Annotated in this window: 10 protein-coding genes; 2 read left to right on the forward strand and 8 right to left on the reverse strand. The window is 53.3% G+C overall.

Annotated features, from left to right (window positions below; translation table 11 throughout):
• Positions 1-17: 17 nt before the first annotated feature.
• The 5 genes from Enr10x_RS14350 to Enr10x_RS29960 form a co-directional block, all read right to left on the reverse strand.
• The gene (locus Enr10x_RS14350; protein ID WP_145450243.1) at positions 18-1,058 is read right to left on the reverse strand and encodes an AAA family ATPase; all 1,041 of its coding nucleotides are present in this window, start codon (positions 1,056-1,058) and stop codon (positions 18-20) included.
• Positions 1,059-1,334: 276 nt separating this feature from the next.
• Positions 1,335-4,535: a type I restriction endonuclease subunit R gene (locus Enr10x_RS14355; RefSeq protein ID WP_145452667.1), complete on the reverse strand. Its 3,201-nt coding sequence runs from the start codon at positions 4,533-4,535 to the stop codon at positions 1,335-1,337.
• Positions 4,536-4,628: 93 nt separating this feature from the next.
• On the reverse strand, positions 4,629-5,381 hold the full coding sequence (locus Enr10x_RS14360) for an HNH endonuclease (RefSeq protein ID WP_145450246.1): 753 nt from the start codon (positions 5,379-5,381) through the stop codon (positions 4,629-4,631).
• Positions 5,382-6,845: an AAA family ATPase gene (locus tag Enr10x_RS14365; protein WP_145450249.1), complete on the reverse strand. Its 1,464-nt coding sequence runs from the start codon at positions 6,843-6,845 to the stop codon at positions 5,382-5,384. It lies immediately after the preceding gene.
• A 153-nt stretch (positions 6,846-6,998) separates the two neighbouring features.
• A complete protein-coding gene (locus Enr10x_RS29960; protein WP_390621354.1) occupies positions 6,999-8,285 on the reverse strand; it encodes a restriction endonuclease subunit S in 1,287 nt (428 codons plus the stop codon).
• Between the two features lie 264 nt (positions 8,286-8,549).
• On the opposite strand from Enr10x_RS29960, the gene Enr10x_RS14385 reads away from it, so the two are divergent.
• Positions 8,550-9,290 carry a DUF6610 family protein gene (locus tag Enr10x_RS14385; protein ID WP_145448761.1) on the forward strand — a complete coding sequence of 247 codons (741 nt, stop codon included), beginning with the start codon at positions 8,550-8,552 and terminating at the stop codon, positions 9,288-9,290.
• 89 nt (positions 9,291-9,379) lie between these two features.
• Here the strand turns inward: Enr10x_RS14385 and Enr10x_RS14390 are convergent, their stop codons facing one another.
• A complete protein-coding gene (locus tag Enr10x_RS14390) occupies positions 9,380-10,750 on the reverse strand; it encodes an IS1380 family transposase (protein WP_145104163.1) in 1,371 nt (456 codons plus the stop codon).
• Between the two features lie 205 nt (positions 10,751-10,955).
• On the reverse strand, positions 10,956-12,518 hold the full coding sequence (locus tag Enr10x_RS14395; protein WP_145450252.1) for a type I restriction-modification system subunit M: 1,563 nt from the start codon (positions 12,516-12,518) through the stop codon (positions 10,956-10,958).
• Positions 12,519-14,053: 1,535 nt separating this feature from the next.
• Here Enr10x_RS14395 and Enr10x_RS14400 point away from each other — a divergent pair.
• On the forward strand, positions 14,054-16,819 hold the full coding sequence (locus Enr10x_RS14400; RefSeq protein ID WP_145450255.1) for a PVC-type heme-binding CxxCH protein: 2,766 nt from the start codon (positions 14,054-14,056) through the stop codon (positions 16,817-16,819).
• A gap of 83 nt (positions 16,820-16,902) precedes the next feature.
• Here Enr10x_RS14400 and Enr10x_RS14405 read toward each other — a convergent pair whose 3' ends face one another.
• Positions 16,903-21,042, reverse strand: coding sequence for a hypothetical protein (locus Enr10x_RS14405; RefSeq protein ID WP_145450258.1), 4,140 nt, complete (start codon positions 21,040-21,042; stop codon positions 16,903-16,905).
• Positions 21,043-21,094: the final 52 nt, after the last annotated feature.

The raw sequence follows: 21,094 nt of genomic DNA on the forward strand, positions 1-21,094 counted from the left end.
GTGGACGACAAATTCGGTTAAGCCTCCCGCCCGACCAGTGACGGCGTCGCCCCCAGGTCGCGGAGCATGTCCTGCAGGACGCCTTTGCCGGTGAGTCCGTCGGCGAGCGCTTCGTAATTCAGCCGGATGCGGTGCAGGATGACGTCTTCGGCCAGCACGAACAGGTCCTCGGGGATCACGTAGCTCCGTCCCTGGATCAGTGCCCGGGCGCGGGACGCCTTGATCAGCGCGATGCCGGCACGCGGGCTGCAACCCAGTTCGATGTTGGGATGATTCCGCGTCCGGTTGATGACTTCGATCACGTGTTCCACGAAGGTATCGCTGACGTGAATGTCGTTGACCGCCTGCATGCAGTTCACCAGGTCCTCTGCCGAGCCGACCGGCTGCTGCTGCATGACGTCGAATTCGGTGTTCACGACCGCGCCCCGGTCTTCCTTGCGGATGCCGAGCTTCATGTTGCGTTTGAGCACTTCGCGTTCTTCATCAGGATCGGGATAATCGAGGCGATGACAGAGCATGAAGCGGTCGAGCTGGGCTTCGGGCAGTTCGAAGGTTCCCGCCTGCTCCACCGGGTTCTGGGTAGCGATCACCAGGAAGGGCGCGGGGAGCGAAAAGGTCTCGTTGCCGATGGTGACTTTGCGTTCCTGCATCGCTTCCAACAGGGCCCCCTGCACTTTGGGGGCAGCCCGGTTGATTTCATCGGCCAGCAGGAGGTTGGTGAAGATCGGACCGGTGCGGGTGACGAATTCGTTGGTCTTCTGGTCCAGGATCTGCGAACCCAGAATATCGGAGGGGAGCAGGTCGATGGTGAACTGAATACGGGAGAAATCGAGGTCGATCGATTTGGAGAGGACCGAGACGAGCAGCGTCTTCGCCAGACCGGGCACCCCCTGCAGCAGAATATGCCCGCCGGTAAACAGGGAAATCAGCAGGCGTTCGACGACCTGATCCTGACCGACAACGACCGTCGCGACCTGATCGCGGACGGCCTGGATGAACCGGGCATTTTTCAGGACGTCTTCAGGAACCTCATTATGACTGGCAGCAGAGATATTCATAGATAATGTCGATCCGGGCTGATGAGAATGATTCAATTGGCAGAGCGGGTAGCAACTCTGATGCAGGAAACTGCCGGCAGCAGGGCGATTTGCTGCCCATCTTAGACTGGCGCTGGCGATCTAAACAAAAGTCCCAACAAATAAACAGGGGCACACTACATCTTAAAAGTGCGGTTCCGTGACTGTCAACAACTTTCACGGCAATTTCCTGACGCACCGGCAGAGTGGAGAGTTCCCGGAAATGGGAGAAAAGCAAGCGAAACAGGGGGCCGGCCTTTATTCGCTGTCACGCTGGGACTGGTATTTTTTGAAGTTTTCGGCCTGTTCGAAGATCTCTTTGTAGACTTCGTCGCGGTCGATGGGGGGATAGCCGTTGTTGGCGAGCAGGATGATCAGGTCCGCCTTGAGCTCGGCTTTGATGTCGTCCCGCTGGCTCCAGTCGGTGTAGCGGGCCTTGTCGTCGACGATCAGTTTGACCTCTTTGGCCAGGTGCAGGAGCTTATCTTCGGGGTATTCGAAATCGTATTTGACGGTCAGCGCTTTGAGAATGTCGTAGAACGCCTTCTCCTCGAAGTCGATGCCCAGGTCGGCGTAGGAACCTTTTTCCTGTTTGATCTTGTTATAGAGATCGATGATCTCCTCGGTGAAATCGTCGAGCACTTCGCTGCGGAGGGTGTCCTGCTCGTTACGGTCGTTGTATTTTTCGACGAGGGACTGGAACTGTTTGGAAAAATCGACGCCCTTGACTTTGTTGACCTTCTTGAAGTCTTCGATCGCCTTCGTTAACAGTTTCTGCAGGAGCTTGATGCGGGTGTTGGGGAGCTTGATCTTTTCGATCTTCGCGAGGTAGTCGGGATCGAAGATGTCGACCTCGGTGGTGTCCCCCTGCCCCAGCTTGAAGAGTTCTTCGACCCCTTCACTCTGGAGGGCCTCGGCGATCATCTGTTGCACGCGGGCGTTCATCTGGGCCAGGTCGGGGGCGTCCCCCTTCGTGAGCTTGAAGATGATCGAGCGGATCGCGAGGTAGAAATGCACGTGGTCGCGTTCGTCCTGGGTCAATTCGTCCGAGCCGACGCAGATGTCATAGGCGGCTTTCAGACGTTTTGCCAGGAACATGAAGCGTTTTTCCAGTTCCTCAGTGAGCTGCACGTACTCGGCTGCCATGTTGAGGCAGTGCAGCCGTTCGAGGGGCGGACCGGTGAAGTACGGTTTCGCATCGAATTTGTGGAAGATGGCCCGCATCAGGTCCAGGTGATCGCGGACGACGGTCAGCGACTGCGCGATCTCTTCGATGTTGCTCTGGTCGGCCTTGGAATAGTGGGCGAGGGCCAGGTTCATCTGTTTCTTGATGCCGATGTAATCGACGACGAGCCCTTTTTCTTTGCCCTGGGATTTACGGTTCACGCGGGAGATCGTCTGGATCAGGTTGTGCCGCTGGATCGGTTTGTCGATGTAAATGGTATCCAGCTCCGGCACATCGAAGCCGGTGAGCCACATGTCGACGACGATGGCGATTTTGAAATTCGACTTCTCGTTCTTGAACTGCCGGGCGAGTTCCTCGCGGTATTCCTTCGTGCCCAGCATGTTGTAGAGCGTTTCTTCATCGTCTTTGCCGCGGGTCATCACCAGTTTGATGCGTTCCATCGGCTTGATTTCTTTCTGCTCCTGCTCGCTGAGCTGCTCTCCCTCCGCACAGGTGCGAGCCTCGGCCCACTGGGGACGCAGGGCGATCACTTCCTTGTAGAATTCATAGGCGATGGTGCGGTTGCTGCTGACGAACATCGCCTTGCCGGCGACGGTGGCCCCTTCTTCGAGGCGGGTTTCGTAATGTTTCACGAAGTCCGCGGCGAGGGCCTGGAGACGGTCGGGATCGCCCAGGATCATGGCCATCTGGGTGTTGGCTTTTTTGCTGGTCTCGATGGCGTAGTCGCTGGCCCCTGCTTCGGCGCACTCGGCGTAGTAGTCTTCGATCTCTTTCAGCTTGCTGTTGTCGAGCAGGACTTTGGCGGCCCGGCCTTCGTAGACGATGTGCACGGTGATTTCGTCGACGACGGATTCGGTCATCGTGTAGGAATCGATGACGGGGCCGAAGACGTCCAGCGTGGCGTCGATGGGGGTGCCGGTGAAGCCGACGTAGGTTGCATTGGGGAGCGAGTCGTGCAGATATTTCGCAAAGCCGAACGTCTTCTTGACCCCTTTGTCGGTCACGCGGACCTTCTGATCCAGGTTGACCTGGCTGCGGTGCGCTTCGTCCGAGATGCAGATCACGTTGTCCCGTTCGGTGAGCAGCTCTGTGTCTTCGGTGAATTTGTGAATCGTGGTCAGAAAGACGCCGCCGCTCTGGTGGCCTTTCAGCAGCTCGCGGAGGTGCGACCGGCTCTCCACGCTCAGCACCAGTTCGTCGCCGATGTACTGCTTGGCGTTGACGAACATTTTGGAGAGCTGGTCATCCAGATCGGTGCGGTCGGTGATGAGGACAATGGTCGGGCTGCCCAGTTGGACGCTTTTCATCAACAGTCGGGTGAGGAAGAGCATGGTATAGCTCTTGCCGCAACCGGTGGCGCCGAAGTAGGTGCCCCCCTTCCCGTCGCCGGCGGGCTGTTTGTGTGCGAGGACGTTCTGAAAGAGTTTCGTCGCGGCGTAATATTGCGGGTAGCGGCAGAGGATTTTCACATCAGCGTGCGACTTATCGGGCAGATAGATGAAATTGCGGATCACGTCGCACAGGCGGAGCGGGTGAAACAGTCCCTGGAGCATCGTCTCCAGCGCGGGGATGCCGTCTTTTTCCGTGAGTTCGCTGCCGTCGATCTTCCGCCAGGAGTAGAAGAAATCATAAGGGGCAAAGAAGGCCCCGGCCTTGGTGTTGGCCCCGTCGCTGATCACGCAAAGCGCATTATACTTGAACAGTTCGGGGATATCGCGTTTGTAGCGGGTGGTCAGCTGGACGTAGGCGTCGTGAATCGTGGTCTCTTCGCGAATCGCGCTTTTGAATTCAAAGACGACCAGCGGCAGACCGTTGATAAAGAGAATCGCGTCGGGGATGCGGACTTCGCTCCCCTGGATCGATAACTGGCTGACGAGCTGGAAGATGTTACCGCCGACCGGGTCGTCTGTGGCAGATTCCGTTTCGCGGGAGGCGTCCAGCGGGCCATAGTCGATGAGCTGGATATAGAGGTCTTTCTGCGTGTGGTCTTCCCGTTTGAGCAGAAAGCCGTCCGCGACCCGCTGCATGATCTGTTTGTTGCTCTCGTAGAGGTCGGCGGCAGAGAGACTTTCGAGCTGCTGAATGACCGACTCGATCTCGGTCTCGGTGATCCCCTCTGCCGCATACTGCTGCGCCAGGAAGGCCCGCCGATCGGCTTTGATCAACACATCCTCCGGCCCCCGCTCCAGTGTCTCCCCCAACCGATGCGGATACCCGGCCTCACCGAGGAGGGCAATGATCGCAGCTTCGAGTTGGGCTTCGGTGAATTTCATCATATTAAACTGGGTATGAGGGTTTAATTAAAAGTGTTGTAACTTTCTGTATTCAGCCGCAACGTTTCGATGGTTTCATAGTATGTCTGGTCACTATATTTTTCCTCCAGCTCTTAGATTGTCGGGATTCGGGGCTGGACTTATGGCGGCTGCTTGAAAATCAAAGCATTCGCTTTCACGTGTTCCTGAAAAAGCATCAATAAAACGATTCATCATTTCAGGGACATCACAAAAAACCGTCATCCAGACACTAAAAAATCCACTTAAAACAGCATTATTGACTATCGAGTCCTTAACTACATTATTTGTAGGATCTGAGTGGAAATCCTTCAGACCTAATTCGGCAAGTTTCCATATCTCCATTCGTTGAGAAGCTCGTTCTTCGGCAATCAATCTACCTGCCACATCTTGTGTTTGACGCATGGCTTTATCCAACCCTGTCAATCGTAATGTGTCTTCAGCGATTTGATCGCCTGCATTCATTGGTTCGATATTACCATCTGCTAAATATCTGAATGCATGAAAGGTGTTATCTCGATCTGGAAAATAGAGATCTTTGAAATTAACAAGCTTATCTTTTTTTGTGGAATTGCAATTTGGACAAGCTACGAGGAAATTATCCCAACGACCTATCAAATGTGGTCTCCCGTGGGGGCCATCTTTGGGCTCAATATGCTCAACGGCTAAAAGAGTCGAGATTGGTCTTTCGCAATAATTACAGTATGACGCCAAATGAATGTCATGGCACCAACCGCTACCAATTCGACTTATTAAATCGGTTTTAGCCTTTTTGTAATCGGAATAGTCCCCCGAAATCGGGGATGAATTTCGTCTGACAGGTCTCAATTATCCCTCCAATCGTGATGCCTGTTGAAGTTCGAGAAAAGCCTGCATTGCTGGATTTTGAGCATGCTCCAACTTCTTTCTAAGCCTGTCTATATACTCTTCGAGCTTTTCTTTGGGAGCTTTCTCGGCCTCATCCAATAGTTGCAAAAAACTCTTAGACAGTTCAACCTCTTTTGCATAACGCTCACTAACATCAGGGCGACTAACTTCCATAACCACCTGAGAAATTTCTTCAATCCCTGTGTTACCCAATTGTGCGAGAGGCTGACCATCCAGAAGCACTAGATTTGAGTCAGAGCGGACTGACTGAATCACAAATGGGGAGTGAGTGGTGGCAATAAACTGACAGTTGGGAAATAGATCCTCAAGTAAGGGGACGATTTGACGTTGCCACTTGGGATGAAGATGAACATCGATCTCATCAATAAGAATTATGGCTTTGCCACTTCCTATGTTTCCATCCGGTTCGTTCTGAAGAGATAGATTGCGCGCGATGTCAACAAAGAGTGAAAACAGGCGCTGTTCGCCGTCGGAAAGCTGGCCAAGACTTAGCGGCCCAATCGGGCGCATAATCATAATGCGAGGGGTAAGTTTCACCTTCAAAAGCGAATTACGAAAGAGACGTAAGGCTTCCGATGGCAGATCCATGACCTCCCATCCAGCCCGTAACAACATATCCATTTCCTTATCTATTGAGCTTTCAGATTCCAGCCCCAAAACAACCTCAGATTGATCGGGCCAATCGGGAAACCTATTTTTCGATCTCAGATGACCTTCTTGGAAAAAACGCAGGGAAGCTGCTTCTATCTGTTTTTTCAACTTCGTATCAACCGGTATTCCTTTCTCTGCGACTCTCTGGGGGATCAGCGTGCAGGCATAGGGTTCGAATCTCCAATGAAAGTCTTCAAAATCAGGAGAGAAATTGGAGAGCATTTTTCCAACAAATTCCAGAACCTGCTGGCTATTTCCAAACCGTTTTCCGTTTAGGCCTGGATGATTATCAGGAAATTTTCTGCCAGATCCATAATAGAGAAACTCTTGTTCCTGACGAAGATGATCGTGCTTATCTTCTCGAAGTCGCTTGATCTGCTTCACCCTCATTGATCGACAAACTGCTTCGTTTGAAGCATAACTGAGAACCAGCGGGCGAGTACTTCCTCGCGGTGATCGCTTGATGCGACCCCAAAGCGGTTTTTCAAAACGAAAATAATCGATACTACTATCGGAAAAACGAACCACCGCCTCGACAATGGCGTGATCACTCCCAAGGCGTATGTCTTCATCTCCTATTTTCTGGTCTTCACTTACACTCCGGGTATCACCTACTGCCGCGATCACTCCTCGAATAATGGTAGATTTACCAGCTCCATTTTCCCCCACCAATAGGTTGAATCCAGGAGAAAACTCAAAAGTCCCTTTCTCAAACTGTCGCAGATCGGTAAACGATAAAGTTGATAGATGCATACGGTCCTCAATATTTTATTGCTTCCTGAGGTCTAAATCAGATTTGAGATTTCCAATACAAAATGCAACCTCGCGTAAACAAAGGCGAAAACTAAATATAAGCCATTGTCCAGAATACTGTTGTTCAGGGTGAAGGTCCACTCTACAAGTGATTTAAAGAAGAGAGCACTCAACAAGTTTTGCGGCGTTCGGGATACGGAGTTCGCCGGAGATGAGTTGTGGGAGGAGGGTGTCGCGGAGTTTGGTGAGCGTGCTTGACGTTTCAGAATTTAATTCTATCGATTTATAGAACTCTCGAACATGATCCCCAAATTGGACTGCTAATTTTTCTGATGGAACCAAAACTTCCTTTATCTTAAATTCCATCCAGTGCCTCCTGTATTCTTGAAAATCCTGTAAATCCTTAATGGCATAGAATGTCCAATAAGCATCGTAAAACTCAGCCGATAGAGGTATTACATTTGGGCCAACCGAAAATGGTTTTAAAGAAATATGAGTTATACAGGTATGATCACCAAATATAAAATTAGGTAACTCTTTAGATGAATTGATGTCGGCAGGAGCGTCACTATAACCCAATATAAGCCCTGATCCTTGGTCAAAGACCGGTACGTCTCCCTCTTTAGATACATTTTTTTTTGTAAACTTTTTACTCACTTTATGTCGTTGAACAATATTTTCTGCTTTTTGGATCTCCCACCCCTCCGGTATCCAGCCGAGTTCTTCGGTGAACTGGAAGGTGGCGGGGAAGTGTTGGGCGGCTTCGCGGTTGGCGGTGCCGTTGTCGAGGGCCTGGCGGCGGATCGCGGCGCGGTCGGTGAGTTCGTCGGGGATCGGGTTGCCAGCGACGAGGGCATTGTCGAGCACCGGGTCGAAGTCCACAAACCAGCTTTGGAACAACGCCTGCGCCAGCCCTTCCAGCGTTGCATTCATCCGCCGGTTTAATTCGATCTTGTCATCCAGGGAACCCAGAATCTGGGCGATCACTTTTTGTTCGGGGAGTGGTGGAAGCTTGATTCGCAGTCTGCTGATCATGTCATTGTTGAGACTTGCTCTAGTAGACATTGTCGAGAATGCGAGCATCTCATTTCGAAAATGTGGACTGCGTAAGAAATATGCAACAAATTCAGGATGAGCAGGAGATTCAGGCTTAGGTCGTAACCTTTTTGTGAATCCATTAAATGTTGCATTGGGATAATCCTTTCTTGCAACACTACTCATTCCAAGATCATCCATAGTTTCACTGGTACGAGTTAGAAAGACATCTCCTCTCTGGACAGAACATTTTTCCTGTTCTTTCTCATTCGACTTTACGAGTTGAGTTAATTCATCTGGAAGAAAAAAGTTATAAAACACATCTTTAAAATTAGAAAAGCCAGTTGTTCTCGTATCTTCAAATGAAGGTGATGTTCCGTTCGATTTAAAGCATATCAGAGTGATTTATTATGATGTGAATGACCCCTTTTGGGGAAATAAACTTATGGACAAGGTTGCAGAAAATATTTTATCTGCAGTAGAAAATCCTGAGGAAGCAGTGCTGAAAAGGCGACCAGAAGTAAATTAATTCACGAACCCAAAATACTCGATATATTTCTAATTTCTTAATCAACAAGTTCATGCAATTAAATAGCTTCTAATTGAGTTGCTACAGGTTAAATCTTGTTTTTGATGAGTTAGAAATTAGATAGATAAATTTTTTGCAGAATGGAAATTCTCAAATTTGTCGCTCACAGTAAAAAAGCGATTGGTATAGCACTAAAATATGGGTGGCACCCAGCTGCGCGTTATACAAACATGCGCGATGTAAAAACATTTAAATTTAATTCAATTGGTTTCTTAGACATTGATTGGAAGAACTATAATTTTAAACGCCATGTGGAAATAGCAGCCAAGCTGAAGCCCAAATTAACCATTGCCAGGGATGTTGAATGCATTTTTCATCTTGATGAGATCATAAAGGAAGCGGAGTGCTTACTTAATTATTCTGATCACGTTGCTATTGTACCAAAAGACCCTAAACTCAATGGTCGCTTAAACGAGTTAATACCAAGTGAGTTTCTTTTGGCATATAGTGTTCCCACAAAATATGGCGGAACTAAAGTGACCGTTGAAAGTTTTGATAGACCCGTGCATCTGCTGGGCGGTCGGCCTGATGTTCAAAGACGCTTGGCAGATACTCTTAAAGTATTTTCGATTGATTGTAATCGATTTACATTCGATGCAAAATTTGGTGATTACTTCGATGGGGATACTTTTCGGCCTCATCCAGACGGTGGATATGAAAATTGTTTAAAAGCTTCGATTAAAAATATTAATCCGAGATTTCCCATATGGATCAGCCTGAAACCACTCCAGGCATGGACTTTCTTTGATTGTAACCACTGCGGTCCCCCGTGTCTAAAACAAAGTGATTTTTCGCCACTTTTGTTGTGCCTCTGTTGTTGAGATCCGGAAATTGCTGCCCGAGCGAATCATTTTTCAGTAGTCAACACGGTTTCTGCGCAGACTTTCTCTGTGAGGAACCCCGTTTTTCGCTATTTGATATACTTCCGCTTCACGTCATGCGTGACCGGCGGCGGAATTGCCAGTCGTGCAATCCGATCAAGAATTGCGGCGAACAATCTCCGTGGCACAGCCACTTCGGCCAGTTGAAAGAATACGTACTTGGCATGCCGGGTTACCTTGGCCCCAACCTTGACCAGCTTCTCCCGCAGCGTCGTCAGCGACCAGTTCTGTATAGGCTTGGGCAAGGCCAGCCGCCGCAGGAAATTGCCGAGGTTATAAGCTAAGGCGAACAGTTGCAACCGAGCTTGGTTGTCTTTGAACGTCCGGCAGGAGAGCTTCGTCCATCTGACGGCGTTCTTGCCTTCCTTGATCCACTGCTCGGCGGTGCCCCGACCGTTGTAGAACTTCACGACGTTCTTCGAGTGCTGGTTCAAGTTGGTCACGATGAATCCAACACGCGGGAACAGTTCGCCTGCGTGCCACTCAACTTTGGCCACCACGCGACGCGATCGCTGCCATGATTTTGCTTGATATTGGAAGCTGTGATAACAGACCTTGGGCTTGTGGGAAGGCCGTCCGACCGGACGGGTGAGCAAATGCGAGATTTCCCGCTCCAATACGGCGTTGGCTTTGAGGCGAATGGCGTAACGATAGTCTGCTTTCTCCAGCACACGATACAGCGCTGGAATGGCGAACGCCGCATCGCCGCGGAAGAACTTCGGAATGTCCAAATGCCGATACCGTTCGATCACCGGCAGTAGCACCTTCCGCCAGTATTTCGCGCTGGCCTTGTTGCCACGCCGCAGCATCGCGTACTCCAGATCACCATGCTGGTTGAACAGAAACAGCGGATGGTAACAGAGGCATGCAAAGTGGCCGTTGTAGGCCGCGCCCTGTTGCCGGCCGTAGGTCTCACTGACCGAGCTGTCCAGATCCAGGATGAGTTCTTTGAGCGGTCGCCGCCGGTGGAGGTTGTTGATCCAGCGTCCGGAGAGCTTCATCAGTGCCGTGAGATTGCGCTGCGTGCTGAGTATCTGCGTCTCGAAACGGCCCACCTCGCTGCTTGACGCCGCTTGTTTATCCGGCTGACTCGCCCTTCCGCCAACCACGTGGCGTAGCACCGGGTCCACACACAAGCGCTCAGCGTCATTGACATCTTCGTAGCCTGCCAGTCGGCTGTAGATCGACTGACGCAACAGCGGCACGAGTTGGTGCTGCTTGTTGCGGCCCGGGCGTGAATCGCTCAGCACATCTCCGCCCATTTCCGTCAGACCGAGCGCTGCATCCAGTTCCCGATAGGCCAGTAGTCCCGCATCGGTGGTGACCTGACTGCCGCAGAACTTCAGCTTCAATCGGCTGTCAAAACTGACCCGTAAATCCTGGTTTTGGCTGTCACCCATCAAGTTCCCCTGTCAGCATGGCATGAATTGGCAGAATAACCTTGTTTTGTAGGGGTGTGGCGCAAATTACGTGCCAAAGTGTAGGAAGTCATCTGGGAAATGCGGGTTAAATGATACGAAAGGATAGCCTTCACCAAAATCCTTTGCAGGTTTGGAAAGCCCAGAGCTTACATCATAAATTTCTGTGAGAGTATATTCCTGCCACTCACTTCCCATAACCGAGCCCTTTCAGATTCTTGCGAATCACTTTATCCAGCCGGGCGGACTCGGCCATCTGCTCATAGAGGGTCTCGGTCAATTCGGTCATCTTGGTTTCGAAGGGGATGCCGTCGTCTTCCAGGGCGGCGGCGCCGACGTAGCGGCCCGGGGTGAGGACGTAGTCGTGCTTTTGAATCTCTTCCAGCGTGGCCGATTTGCAGAAGCCGGGCTGGTCCTCGTAGGTGCCGTCTTTCTGTTCGCCCCGCCAGGCATGATACGTGCGGGCGATATTCGCGATGTCGTCGGCCGTCAGTTCCTTCTGCGTGCGGCTGATCATCGTCCCCAGTTTGCGGGCGTCGATGAACAGGGTCTCCCCCTGCCGGTTGCGGTAGTCCCGTTTCTTGTCGGCCTTTTTATTGCGGGCCAGGAACCAGAGGCAGACGGGGATCTGCGTGGTGTAGAAGAGCTGGCCGGGGAGCGCGATCATGCAGTCGACCAGGTCGTTCTCGACCAGTTTCTGGCGGATGGCCCCTTCGCCGCTGGTGTTGGTGGACATCGAACCGTTGGCCAGGACGAAGCCGGCGACGCCGTGCTGCGAGAGCTTGGAGAGCATGTGCAGAATCCAGGCGTAGTTCGCGTTGCCGGTGGGCGGGGTTTCGTAGCCGTTCCAGCGGGGATCGTCGGCCAGTTCGTCGGCACCGCGCCAGTCCTTCATGTTGAAGGGGGGATTGGCCATGATGTAGTCGGCCTTGAGGTCGGGGTGCTGGTCCTTGAAAAAACTGTCGGCGGGGACGTCGCCCAGGTTGGCATTGATGCCGCGGACGGCGAGGTTCATTTTGGCCAGCTTATACGTGGTCGCCGTGTATTCCTGTCCGTAGACGGAGATGTCCTTCGTGTTGCCGTGATGGCTCTGCACGAACTTGAGCGACTGCACGAACATGCCCCCCGAGCCGCAACAGGGGTCGTAGATTTTCCCCTTGAAGGGTTCGATCATCTCGGCGATCAGATTGACGACGCACTTGGGCGTGTAGAATTCGCCCCCCAGCTTGCCTTCCGAAGCAGCGAATTTGCCGAGGAAATATTCGTAAACGCGGCCGACGACGTCCTGCTCTTTGTCTTTGACGGTGTCGATCTTATTGATGGCGTCGATCAGCGCGGCCAGTTTGCTGCTGTCGAGACCGAGCCGGGAGAAGTAGTTATCGGGCAGCGCCCCTTTGAGCGACTTGTTGTTCTTTTCGACGGCGGAGAGGGCGGAGTCGATCTTGAGGGCGATGTCCCCCTGCTTGGCCTGCTGCTGGATATAGCTCCAGCGGGAGGTCTCCGGCAGGTAGAAGACGTTTTTCATCGTGTAGAAAGCAACCTGGTCGGTGAAGTCGCCTTTGCCTTCGTCGATGAGCTCGGCCCGGCGTTCCTCGAATTTGTCGGAGACGAACTTGAGGAAGATCAGGCTGAGGACGACGTGCTTGTATTCCGAAGATTCCACACTGCCCCGCAGCCGGTTCGCGGAATCCCAGAGGGACTCTTCGAAGCCTTTTTCGGTCTTTTTGGGGGCTGCTTTTTTCTTCGCCATTATGGTTCCTGTTGCTGGTTCTGGAGGGGACTTCGAAATGTTTTTTTACTACCACGAAAGGCACGAAAAGCACGAAAGACTGGATGGTGTGAGTGTGCACGTAATCCCAGTGTAGCAAATGGTTATGTGATGGCAAGTTAGCGGTTGGGGTGTAGGGACTGGTAAGCCGGAAGGGGACGGCCTCTCTGACAGTTTCCTGTGGTCTCTCGACCACCCCGAATTGCATTCGGGGGCACCCTTTATTTCACTGTTGGGCAAGCCAACAGATGGCACCCGTTGATTTCTACCACTAAATACACGAACGACACGAAAGGTCTGGTGGGGGCAACTGAGATACGGTGTGCGCGGGAGCTGGGACCTCTTGCTCGCTGCGCTCGGCCCGGATTGTATCCGGGCTTACCCTTTTTTCATTCTGTTTTCTGGCCGATTTCTTTGTTGCCACAAGCACTGTTGGGCAAGCCAACAGTGGCACACCGAGGGGATCGTTTGCTGGAATCGTACGGGGGCTCTGACCGTTTCCTGTGGTCTCTCGCCGCCGTGAATGGCATGCGGGGACCCTTTTCTTTCTGAGCGGGTCAACGCCAGCCGCCGGTGATTATGGTTGATGCTGACTATATTACCGGTGGCCAGCACCATTCCGCTCAGTTTTGTGGTGGGGTATTTTCACTGATGAGCTGATTGACAGTCTCACCTGGCGGGCGGCTGCGTGGTGCGCGATGTTCAGATTGGTCCGCTCGTGCCGTTGGTTAGAATGGGGGGTGGGTTGTCCTGGATCGGGAGCGTTTTTTTCACTGTTGGGCAAGCCAACAGATGGCACCCTGCGAAATGGTTCTATCTTATTCTACCACGAAAGGCACGAACGACACGAAAGGTCTGGTGGGGTCCACTGAGATACGGTGTGCGCGGGAGCTGGGACCTCCTGCTCGCTGCGCTCGGCCCGGATTGTATCCGGGCTTACCCTGTTTTCATTCTGTTTTCTGGCCGAATTCTTTGTTGCCACAAGCACTGTTGGGGCAAGCCAACAGATGGCACACCGAGGGGATGGTCTGCTGGAATCGCACGGGGGTTCTGACCGTTTCCTGTGGTCTCTCGCCGCCGTGAATTGCATTCGGGGCTACCCCTTTTTATTGACATTTTTTTCGAGGATTGATCATGCTGAATTTTGATTTTGTGAAACGGCACGTGGGGGTCAAGGGGGAAATTTGCTCTGAGTTTGCTGTGAATTGCTTTGAGTTCAGGGTGAGTTTGCTCCGATTTGCTCTGAATGTGCTCCGAAATGATTTGAAAATGTACGAGACATGCCGAACCGGTTCATTCTGTTCTACTGAAAAACGGGAAAAATCGACGGCGATTCAGGTGATTCTGTATCACTGGTTCGCGGTGTTCCAGTGCACGCATCACCCGCCTCGCGCGCGAAGCACATTTGCATCAAAATACGAATCGGGGAGAACGGTTCAAGATCAATCTTTTCAGTAAGTCCAGCGGTTTTTCAGCGGTGCGTGTTGCACACCGCATGTTCTGTCAACGGAGGGACCATGATCAGTGAAGGAAGCACGAGGATCTGTTGCCTCTGGTGGGGCGGTGCGGTAGGTTATAAGAAGCCGCTGCCGGCTGCCTGCGAACATTCCCGCCCCCCTGCCCTCAAAAGAGAGATCATCATGAAACCGCTTTCGCTTTGTATGTTGTTATTCGCGTCTGTTCTGGCTACCAGCCTCGAAGCTGCGGACAAAGGTCCGGCGGATGAGCGTCCGCCGCAGGTGAAGACGCTGCAGCCGGGGGTGACGTTGTCGCTGGTGGCAGAGCAGCCTCAGCTGGCGACGCCGACCGGCGTGGATGTGGACGAACAGGGACGGATCTGGGTCGTGGCGACGCATACGCATTTTCGGCCTGACGATTATGTCGGTCCCGAGCACGATGAGATCCTCGTCTTTTCGGATCTGAACCAAGCGGGTCGGGCGCAGAAGCGGCAGGTGTTCTACAACGCGACCGACGCGACGATGGACCTGGAACTGGGGCCGGACGGCTGGGTGTACCTGGCGGAGCGGGATCGGATTCTGCGGATTAAGGATACCAACGGCGACGGGAAGGCGGACGTCGAAGAGAATATCGCGGTGCTCGAGAGTGAAGCCGACTATCCGCACAATGGTCTGGAAGGACTGGCGTGGGACAACGCGGGGAAGCTGATTTTTGCGATCGGGGAAAACTTCGCCAAGGAGTGGACGCTGACGGGAACCGACGGAACGAAGATTACCGGCGCGGGAAAAGGGGGCATCTTCCGTTGTACGGCTGACGGGAAACAGCTGAAGCGGATTGCGGAGGGATTCTGGAATCCGTTTGGCATCTGCGTGCGGAAGGATGGAGAGATCTTCGCTGCGGAGAACGATCCCGGGGAACGGCCGCCCTGTCGCGTGCTGCATATTGTGGAAGGGGGCGATTATGGTTACGAGCGGGGATATGGCTCGGAAGCACATCATCCGTTTGTCGCCTGGAATGGGGAACTGCGGGGGACGCTGCCGATGATTCATCCCTCGGGTGAAGCACCGTGCGGGATCGCGCCGCTGGGCCGGGGTCTGCTGGTCCCTTCGTGGGGCGATCACAGCGTCGACTTTTATCCGCTCACGCCGAAAGGAGCCAGTTATACTTCGAAGCCGATGACAATTGTGAAAGGGGGCCGTTATTTTCGTCCGAGTTGTATCGCAGCCGACCCTAAGAACAATCAGAAGGTGATGACCTGGTATCTGTGCGACTGGGTGGACGGGCGGTACCAGGCGCATGGTTACGGGCGGGTGTGGAAGCTGGAGATCGATCTGGGGAAAGCCGACTGGGTGGGTCCGCTGGAACTGGAACCGCCGACGAAAGAAGCGAAGCTGGCAGCGGATCTACGAAGCGGGCATGCGACACAGTCACTGAAGGAACTGCTGAAGCTGGCACAGAACGAGGATCCCTTTGTTGCACGGGCGGCACTGGTGGCGATGTCTCACAAAGCGTCTGAGTGGACGCCGACTGAAGTTATGAAGTGGTCGCCGGCGGAGCGGGTTCAGGCGGTGCTGGCGTTGAAACTGGCCCAGGCGGAGCCGAAAACGTGGATTCCCGTGCTGCTGAAGGACAAGAATGCGGACGTGCAGTTTGAGACGATTCGCTGGATTTCGGATGCGGGTTTGAAAGCGTTTCTGCCGGATGTTGAGAAGGTGCTGGCGCAGAGCGATCTGGATTATCAGCGGTTCGAAGCAGCGATTGCGGCGTGGAACACGTTGAACGGCAAGGCGCTCGACGGCGTGCGGAATCCGGAGATGCTGCTGGCCCGCGTGAAGGACAAACAGAGTGCCCCGCAGATCCGGGCGTATGCCTTACGGATGCTGCCGACACAGTCGCGTTCTGCTCCGAAAGAGGGGAAGCAGGTGGTGACGCAGTTTCCCAAGGGGCTGACGCTGGAGATGCTGGAAGAACTGCTGGCGGTCAACGATGAACTATTGTCGCTGGAAGCGGTGCGGACGCTGGCGGGGAATCCGATAGCGTCGCAGAAGATTCTGGCGCAGCTGGCGGCAGATCCGAAACAGGATGCGGTATTGCGGGCCGAGGCAATTGCGGGGCTGGCGCCCCTGGCGGAACAGCAGGCGGGGCTGTTGCTCAAACTGGCCGGTGATCCGAAGCGGGTGGTCCGCGAAGAGACGCTGCGGGGGCTGCGATCGATTCAGTTGACCGATAAACAGAAGGCGAAGCTGAAAGAGATCGCGGATGAGTTTCCCGATTCAAAAGATGCGTTCCAGGCGGCATTGCATCCGGGAGCCCTCAAGACGGACCGCCCTGCTCTGACGGAGACGGGGGCGTGGCTCAAGGCGATTGACGCGGTCGGGGGGCCGGCGGATGTAGAGAGTGGTAGGCGGTTGTTTCATCATGCCCGGTTGACGAACTGTGCTCATTGTCATCGTCACAGTGGTCGCGGGAATGTGGTGGGGCCGGATTTGAGCAGCCTGGGAGATCGGCAGGACCGGGCGTGGCTGCTGCGTTCGATTCTTGAACCGAGCCGGGAGATGGCTCCGGAATATCAGCCACGAACGATTGTGTTGACGGACGGGCGGACGTTTACGGGGATCCGGCTGCGGTCGTATGTGAAGGAGACGATCCGCGATGCCCACGGTCAGAACAAAACGTTTGACCGCGACGATGTGGAGGCGATTGTCGAGTCGCCGGTTTCGTTCATGCCCCAGGGTCTGGTGCATGCGTTGACGGATCGCGAGCTGCGGGATCTGATCGCGTTTCTGGAAAGTAATTCACGTCCACAGGCACAGAAAACAGATTGAAGGAGAAACAAAAAACGAGACGGGAGCTCCCTTCCTGACTCCCGTCTCGCAAGCGAAGCTGAGGCACTACCAGCTTCTGACACTTATTTTTCAGCGGATGATTTTTTCGGATTGATGGGGATCAGTTTCAGCGGATGCAGGCGCTGGCCGGTTTTCTGGTCGACGAGCCAGGCGCCCTGCAGTTCGACATTGAAGATTGCGTATTTGCCGTGATCTTCCTGTGGTCGGAGTTGTGCGTGGTATTTGCCTGCCTTTGCTTTATCGAACAGAGGGGGCGGCGTGTCCTGAGCGCTGGCTGACTTGATCTGGAATTCCAGTTCGATGGGCCATTCGCGTTTTTCGGGATCGAAGTCGAGCGATTTGGGAAGCACGATTTCATGACTCAGATTCAGAACGGGAAAAATGGGTTCGTAGATTTTCTGCAGGCGAGCGGTTTCGAGATCGTTGGTGCCGTACGCCTGGAGTTCTCCCCGGAGATTGGTGAAGCCGAAGCGATAGCTCAGATGTTTCAGATACAAGATCGGCGGGGCACTTTCGAAATACTGCTTCACGCGGGTGAGCTCTGCGATTTCCTGGCGATACTGTTTTTCTTTTGCGGAGGGATCATTGTTTTCTGATTTCTGTTTTGGAGTCTGTGTTTTCTGCGGGTTGCTGGGAGTCCCGATATTGAATCCGCCGCCCCCTCCGAAATTCACTGTCTTAGAAGCGGGCTGATTGTTCTGGGCATCAAATTTCATCTGACGCTGCAGACTGTTGATGTCGGCGTTGACTGAATTCAGGACCTGGGTGTAGGCCATGCCACTGACAAAGCTGCCTGTACTGAGCAGTTCACGGCGGTAACCCTGGACGTCTTCAGAGTAGGCAATAAATCTGGTGGGAAATTGAAGCGTATAGCGGTTGCCGGGAATGGCTTCCGGTCGGTTCAGCCAGTTGACGAAGGCCTGCGCTTCGGCTTTGAGCTGCGGAACCGAGGGGCTTTCGTTCTGCGAGCGGAAATAGATGCCCCGCTGTGGGTTGAGACCGAACTCGGACTTTTCGCCCACCCGGCGGAAATTGTCTTCGTGCTGGAAGCGATTGTACATCAGCGTGCCTGCATTTTGCTGCGTGAATTCCGGCAGATAACGGGCAATGAGCCGCAGGCAGGTCGCGGGGGTTAAGGGTTCTGCTTTACCTGAATCCGCGGGAACGCCTTTAGGGGGAGCAGACATGGCAGGGCGACTATTTGACACGGAAGCAGAGGCGTCGGTGTTGTCATTCTTTCCTGCACCCGGCAGGCGGTATTCGTAGATCAAAGTCTGGTCGTTATAGAGACGGATGCCTTTGAGTTTAGTGGGGAACAGGAGACCGGGCTGACGATTGGCTGTGGGGTGAGGCAGCAGCGTTGGTTTGCCGAGGGAGACCAGCATTTCGAGACGGGCTGTGTTATTCAGACGGTCTTTGATCAGGTCGCGGACATCCTGCGGAATCTGAGCGAAGGTCTGGTCCAGCGGCTGCTGAAGCTGCAGACAGGGGATGTGCGTGTAGGGAATTCGTGGATTCCGGTAATTCAGAATCAGGAGACGATTGGCAGGGATTCCCTGGTCGATTAACGGTTTGGCGGGCTCCCAGGTGTAGGGGTTCAACAGGCTTTCATGGGAAATTGTCAGCTGCACATCGCCGAGTTGCGGATCGAGTCTGATATCTGCGTTGACGATAAAATTACGTTTGGTCGAATCGATGCAGGTGATCATCCATTGCTTCCATTTCTCTCTCAATTCCGGAAGCTGTTTTTCATCCAGGCTTCTTTCACCGAAATCAACAGGAAAGAAAGAGGACTGGGGATGCTTCAAGAGCTGATCGACTTTCTGGCGGGCCGCTTTCCATTTCAGGATGATTCGTTGTTTTGCTTCATCTTTAACCGCGGGATAACCATTGCGGGCGGTTCCAATACTCGAGTATGACTCTTCTGCCTGCGTCAGTTCCGTGAGCGCATCACTCACGGCTCTGGCGTACGATTCGGTCTGATAGGAATAGTCAGTAAAGAGTTTTTCCAGTTCTCCGGAATCTGCCTGAACGCCGTCTGCTTCCTGTTTCAGAAAGTAGAGGGCTCCCTGATTCAGGTCGAGAGGCTGATCGGGACCGGGGAGCACTTTGCCTTTCGCATCACTCAGAAACGGTGCGGGAACCGGTTTGCATTCCAGGCTGGCGATATGCTGTTTCAGCAGCGGATCGCGGTAAAGGTCGCAGGATTCAGTAGAGACCAGCACGGGAGGAATTTTCTGCTCGTTTTCTCGTCCCAGCGGAAGCCGATTCCAGGTGACCACCCGTGCGACATATGCGGGGTTGTATCCATCCTTCGCCTGGCTGAACAACGGACGTGCCTGTTCTGCGGAGAGTGGCAGAAACTGCTGCACGAAGCAGGGACTGAAACGCCGATCCATTTCTTTTTCTCTGGAATAGGAAGTAGTACCATTCAGGCCGGGAAATTGACCATTCACCAGGCGATGATCGATGAATGCTCCCTGGCGTTCGAAATCGTATCTGCCCTGGAATCCCAGCTGGACCTTCTGAATTTCGACAAACCGGAGGGGCAGTGAGACCGCGTAGGCCTTGAGTTTTTCCGCATACTCCTGCTGAAAACGCTGCTGATTACTTCGCTTGTCAAACTCGTTATTTCCAAACCACTGAGCAGATGTAATGTTCCCCTGACGATCGAGCCCTGCACTCACAAATCGCCCGATTGTATCCGGGAAATGGTAAGCAATGAAATTGGGACAGACGTAGTTCGGATCGAGTCCCAGCGCGATGCGGTCCAGGAGCCTCGAGAAACGGCCAGGATCGCTGCTCAACAGGGGCCCTTCGGAGGTATAGCGGGTGTCGTCAATACGAATGGCCGGATAATCGCCGAACATTACGAGCTGATGCTGTCGCGCCAGGCTCTGCATTTTCTGAGCCAGGCCCTGCTTGCCGGAGGCGGGTTGATCCTGAGCCGGTTCGACTGGCTGTTGCAGATCCCATTTCTGCAGAACCTGCGACGGATTCGCAGCATCCACGAGAGAAAGACTGACAATCTTCGCGTTGATGAGCCGAATATTATCGGGAGTGCTCAGGTTCGGATTCTGTTCAAACCGGGGCCGCGTCAGTACAAGATCTTCCCGGAACGCCAGCCGTTTTCCTTCAATCTGTCGGGCGAACACCCGCGCTTCTTCCAGCGTCTTTTGAATCCCTTTGGGCATGACCGGTGAATTCACGAAGATGGCATCGATGCGATTCTTTCTGCCACCTATCGACGACCTGCGCAGGGTCCCTCTGATCATCAGGGGGAATTCGCCGATTCCTTCATTATAATTTTCCAGACTGGCGTCCATGAACAGCGCCACGGGAATCTCTTCGTCCTGATAGTTCAGTTTCTGAAAATCCTGATGTAACTTGCGGACGAAGCGGGCGACCTGAATCCCTTTATCGAAGTCGTTCACCCCGGAGCGTCGGAGATCGTTATATTGCCTGTTCTCCTGTTTCGAATAGAAGAGCTCATAGAGATTTTCAAACAGCCAGAAGCATTCGGTAATCCGTTCTTTTTCGGCTCCCTGCGTGGCATTGAAAGCCCCCTCGAAGCCTTTCTCTTCCAGTTTTTGTGCCAGGAGTTCATACGCATCCTGATCGGCGAGATAGCAAAGAAGCGCGCCGACATACTCGGCGGAGTGTTGCACGTGCAGCTGCCCTTTGGGTGCGACAATTTGTGAGTTGATACTGATCACGGGGCTCCCATCGAGCAGCATGGCCTGAAATCGGGGTAACACCTGCGAAACGCGTTCCCAACTGAAACGGTTGCCCGGCGGCTGATTTTTCTGCTGTGCTGTTTGGGGTCCGTTCATCGCCGGTGCTGAGGGACTGGGATTGCCGGGAGGATTCCCCAGGGGATTCGATGGAGTTGTATTGTTTTTATCTGCAGCAAAGATATCGGGATACTTCTGCCGGACAAAGTCCTGGTCGGTTTTACTGAGCATTGCCAGCGGAACCAGATGCAGTTTGCCATCCGATTCCTTTTCGAGAATAACCAGTTTCCCGTTGGTTCCTTTCAGCTCGCCCCGCACCTGATTGTTTCCATCCGCGCTGGTCCAGAGGCGGTGCTCCGCCTGTGCGAACGCGGGAATCAGGGTGATGACCACAAACAAAATGAAGCAGCGAAAATGCTGACGACCTGTCGGTCCCTGGTTTGAAAGTACGAATCGTCCCGTCTGCATCGTATCAGCTCCCGTTTCTAAGTTTCATTCCCAAGAATTCAGTGAATTTCCG

This window comes from Gimesia panareensis, from assembly GCF_007748155.1.
Taxonomy (GTDB): domain Bacteria; phylum Planctomycetota; class Planctomycetia; order Planctomycetales; family Planctomycetaceae; genus Gimesia; species Gimesia panareensis.

What these genes read in the sequence shown, in the direction of transcription:
- Enr10x_RS14350 (WP_145450243.1), bottom strand. Translation starts at nt 1,058, where the DNA reads ATGAATATCTCTGCTGCCAGTCATAATGAGGTTCCTGAAGACGTCCTG.
- Enr10x_RS14355 (WP_145452667.1), bottom strand. Translation starts at nt 4,535, where the DNA reads ATGAAATTCACCGAAGCCCAACTCGAAGCTGCGATCATTGCCCTCCTC.
- Enr10x_RS14365 (WP_145450249.1), bottom strand. Translation starts at nt 6,845, where the DNA reads ATGCATCTATCAACTTTATCGTTTACCGATCTGCGACAGTTTGAGAAA.
- Enr10x_RS14385 (WP_145448761.1), top strand. Translation starts at nt 8,550, where the DNA reads ATGGAAATTCTCAAATTTGTCGCTCACAGTAAAAAAGCGATTGGTATA.
- Enr10x_RS14390 (WP_145104163.1), bottom strand. Translation starts at nt 10,750, where the DNA reads ATGGGTGACAGCCAAAACCAGGATTTACGGGTCAGTTTTGACAGCCGA.
- Enr10x_RS14395 (WP_145450252.1), bottom strand. Translation starts at nt 12,518, where the DNA reads ATGGCGAAGAAAAAAGCAGCCCCCAAAAAGACCGAAAAAGGCTTCGAA.
- Enr10x_RS14400 (WP_145450255.1), top strand. Translation starts at nt 14,054, where the DNA reads ATGATCAGTGAAGGAAGCACGAGGATCTGTTGCCTCTGGTGGGGCGGT.
- Enr10x_RS14405 (WP_145450258.1), bottom strand. Translation starts at nt 21,042, where the DNA reads ATGCAGACGGGACGATTCGTACTTTCAAACCAGGGACCGACAGGTCGT.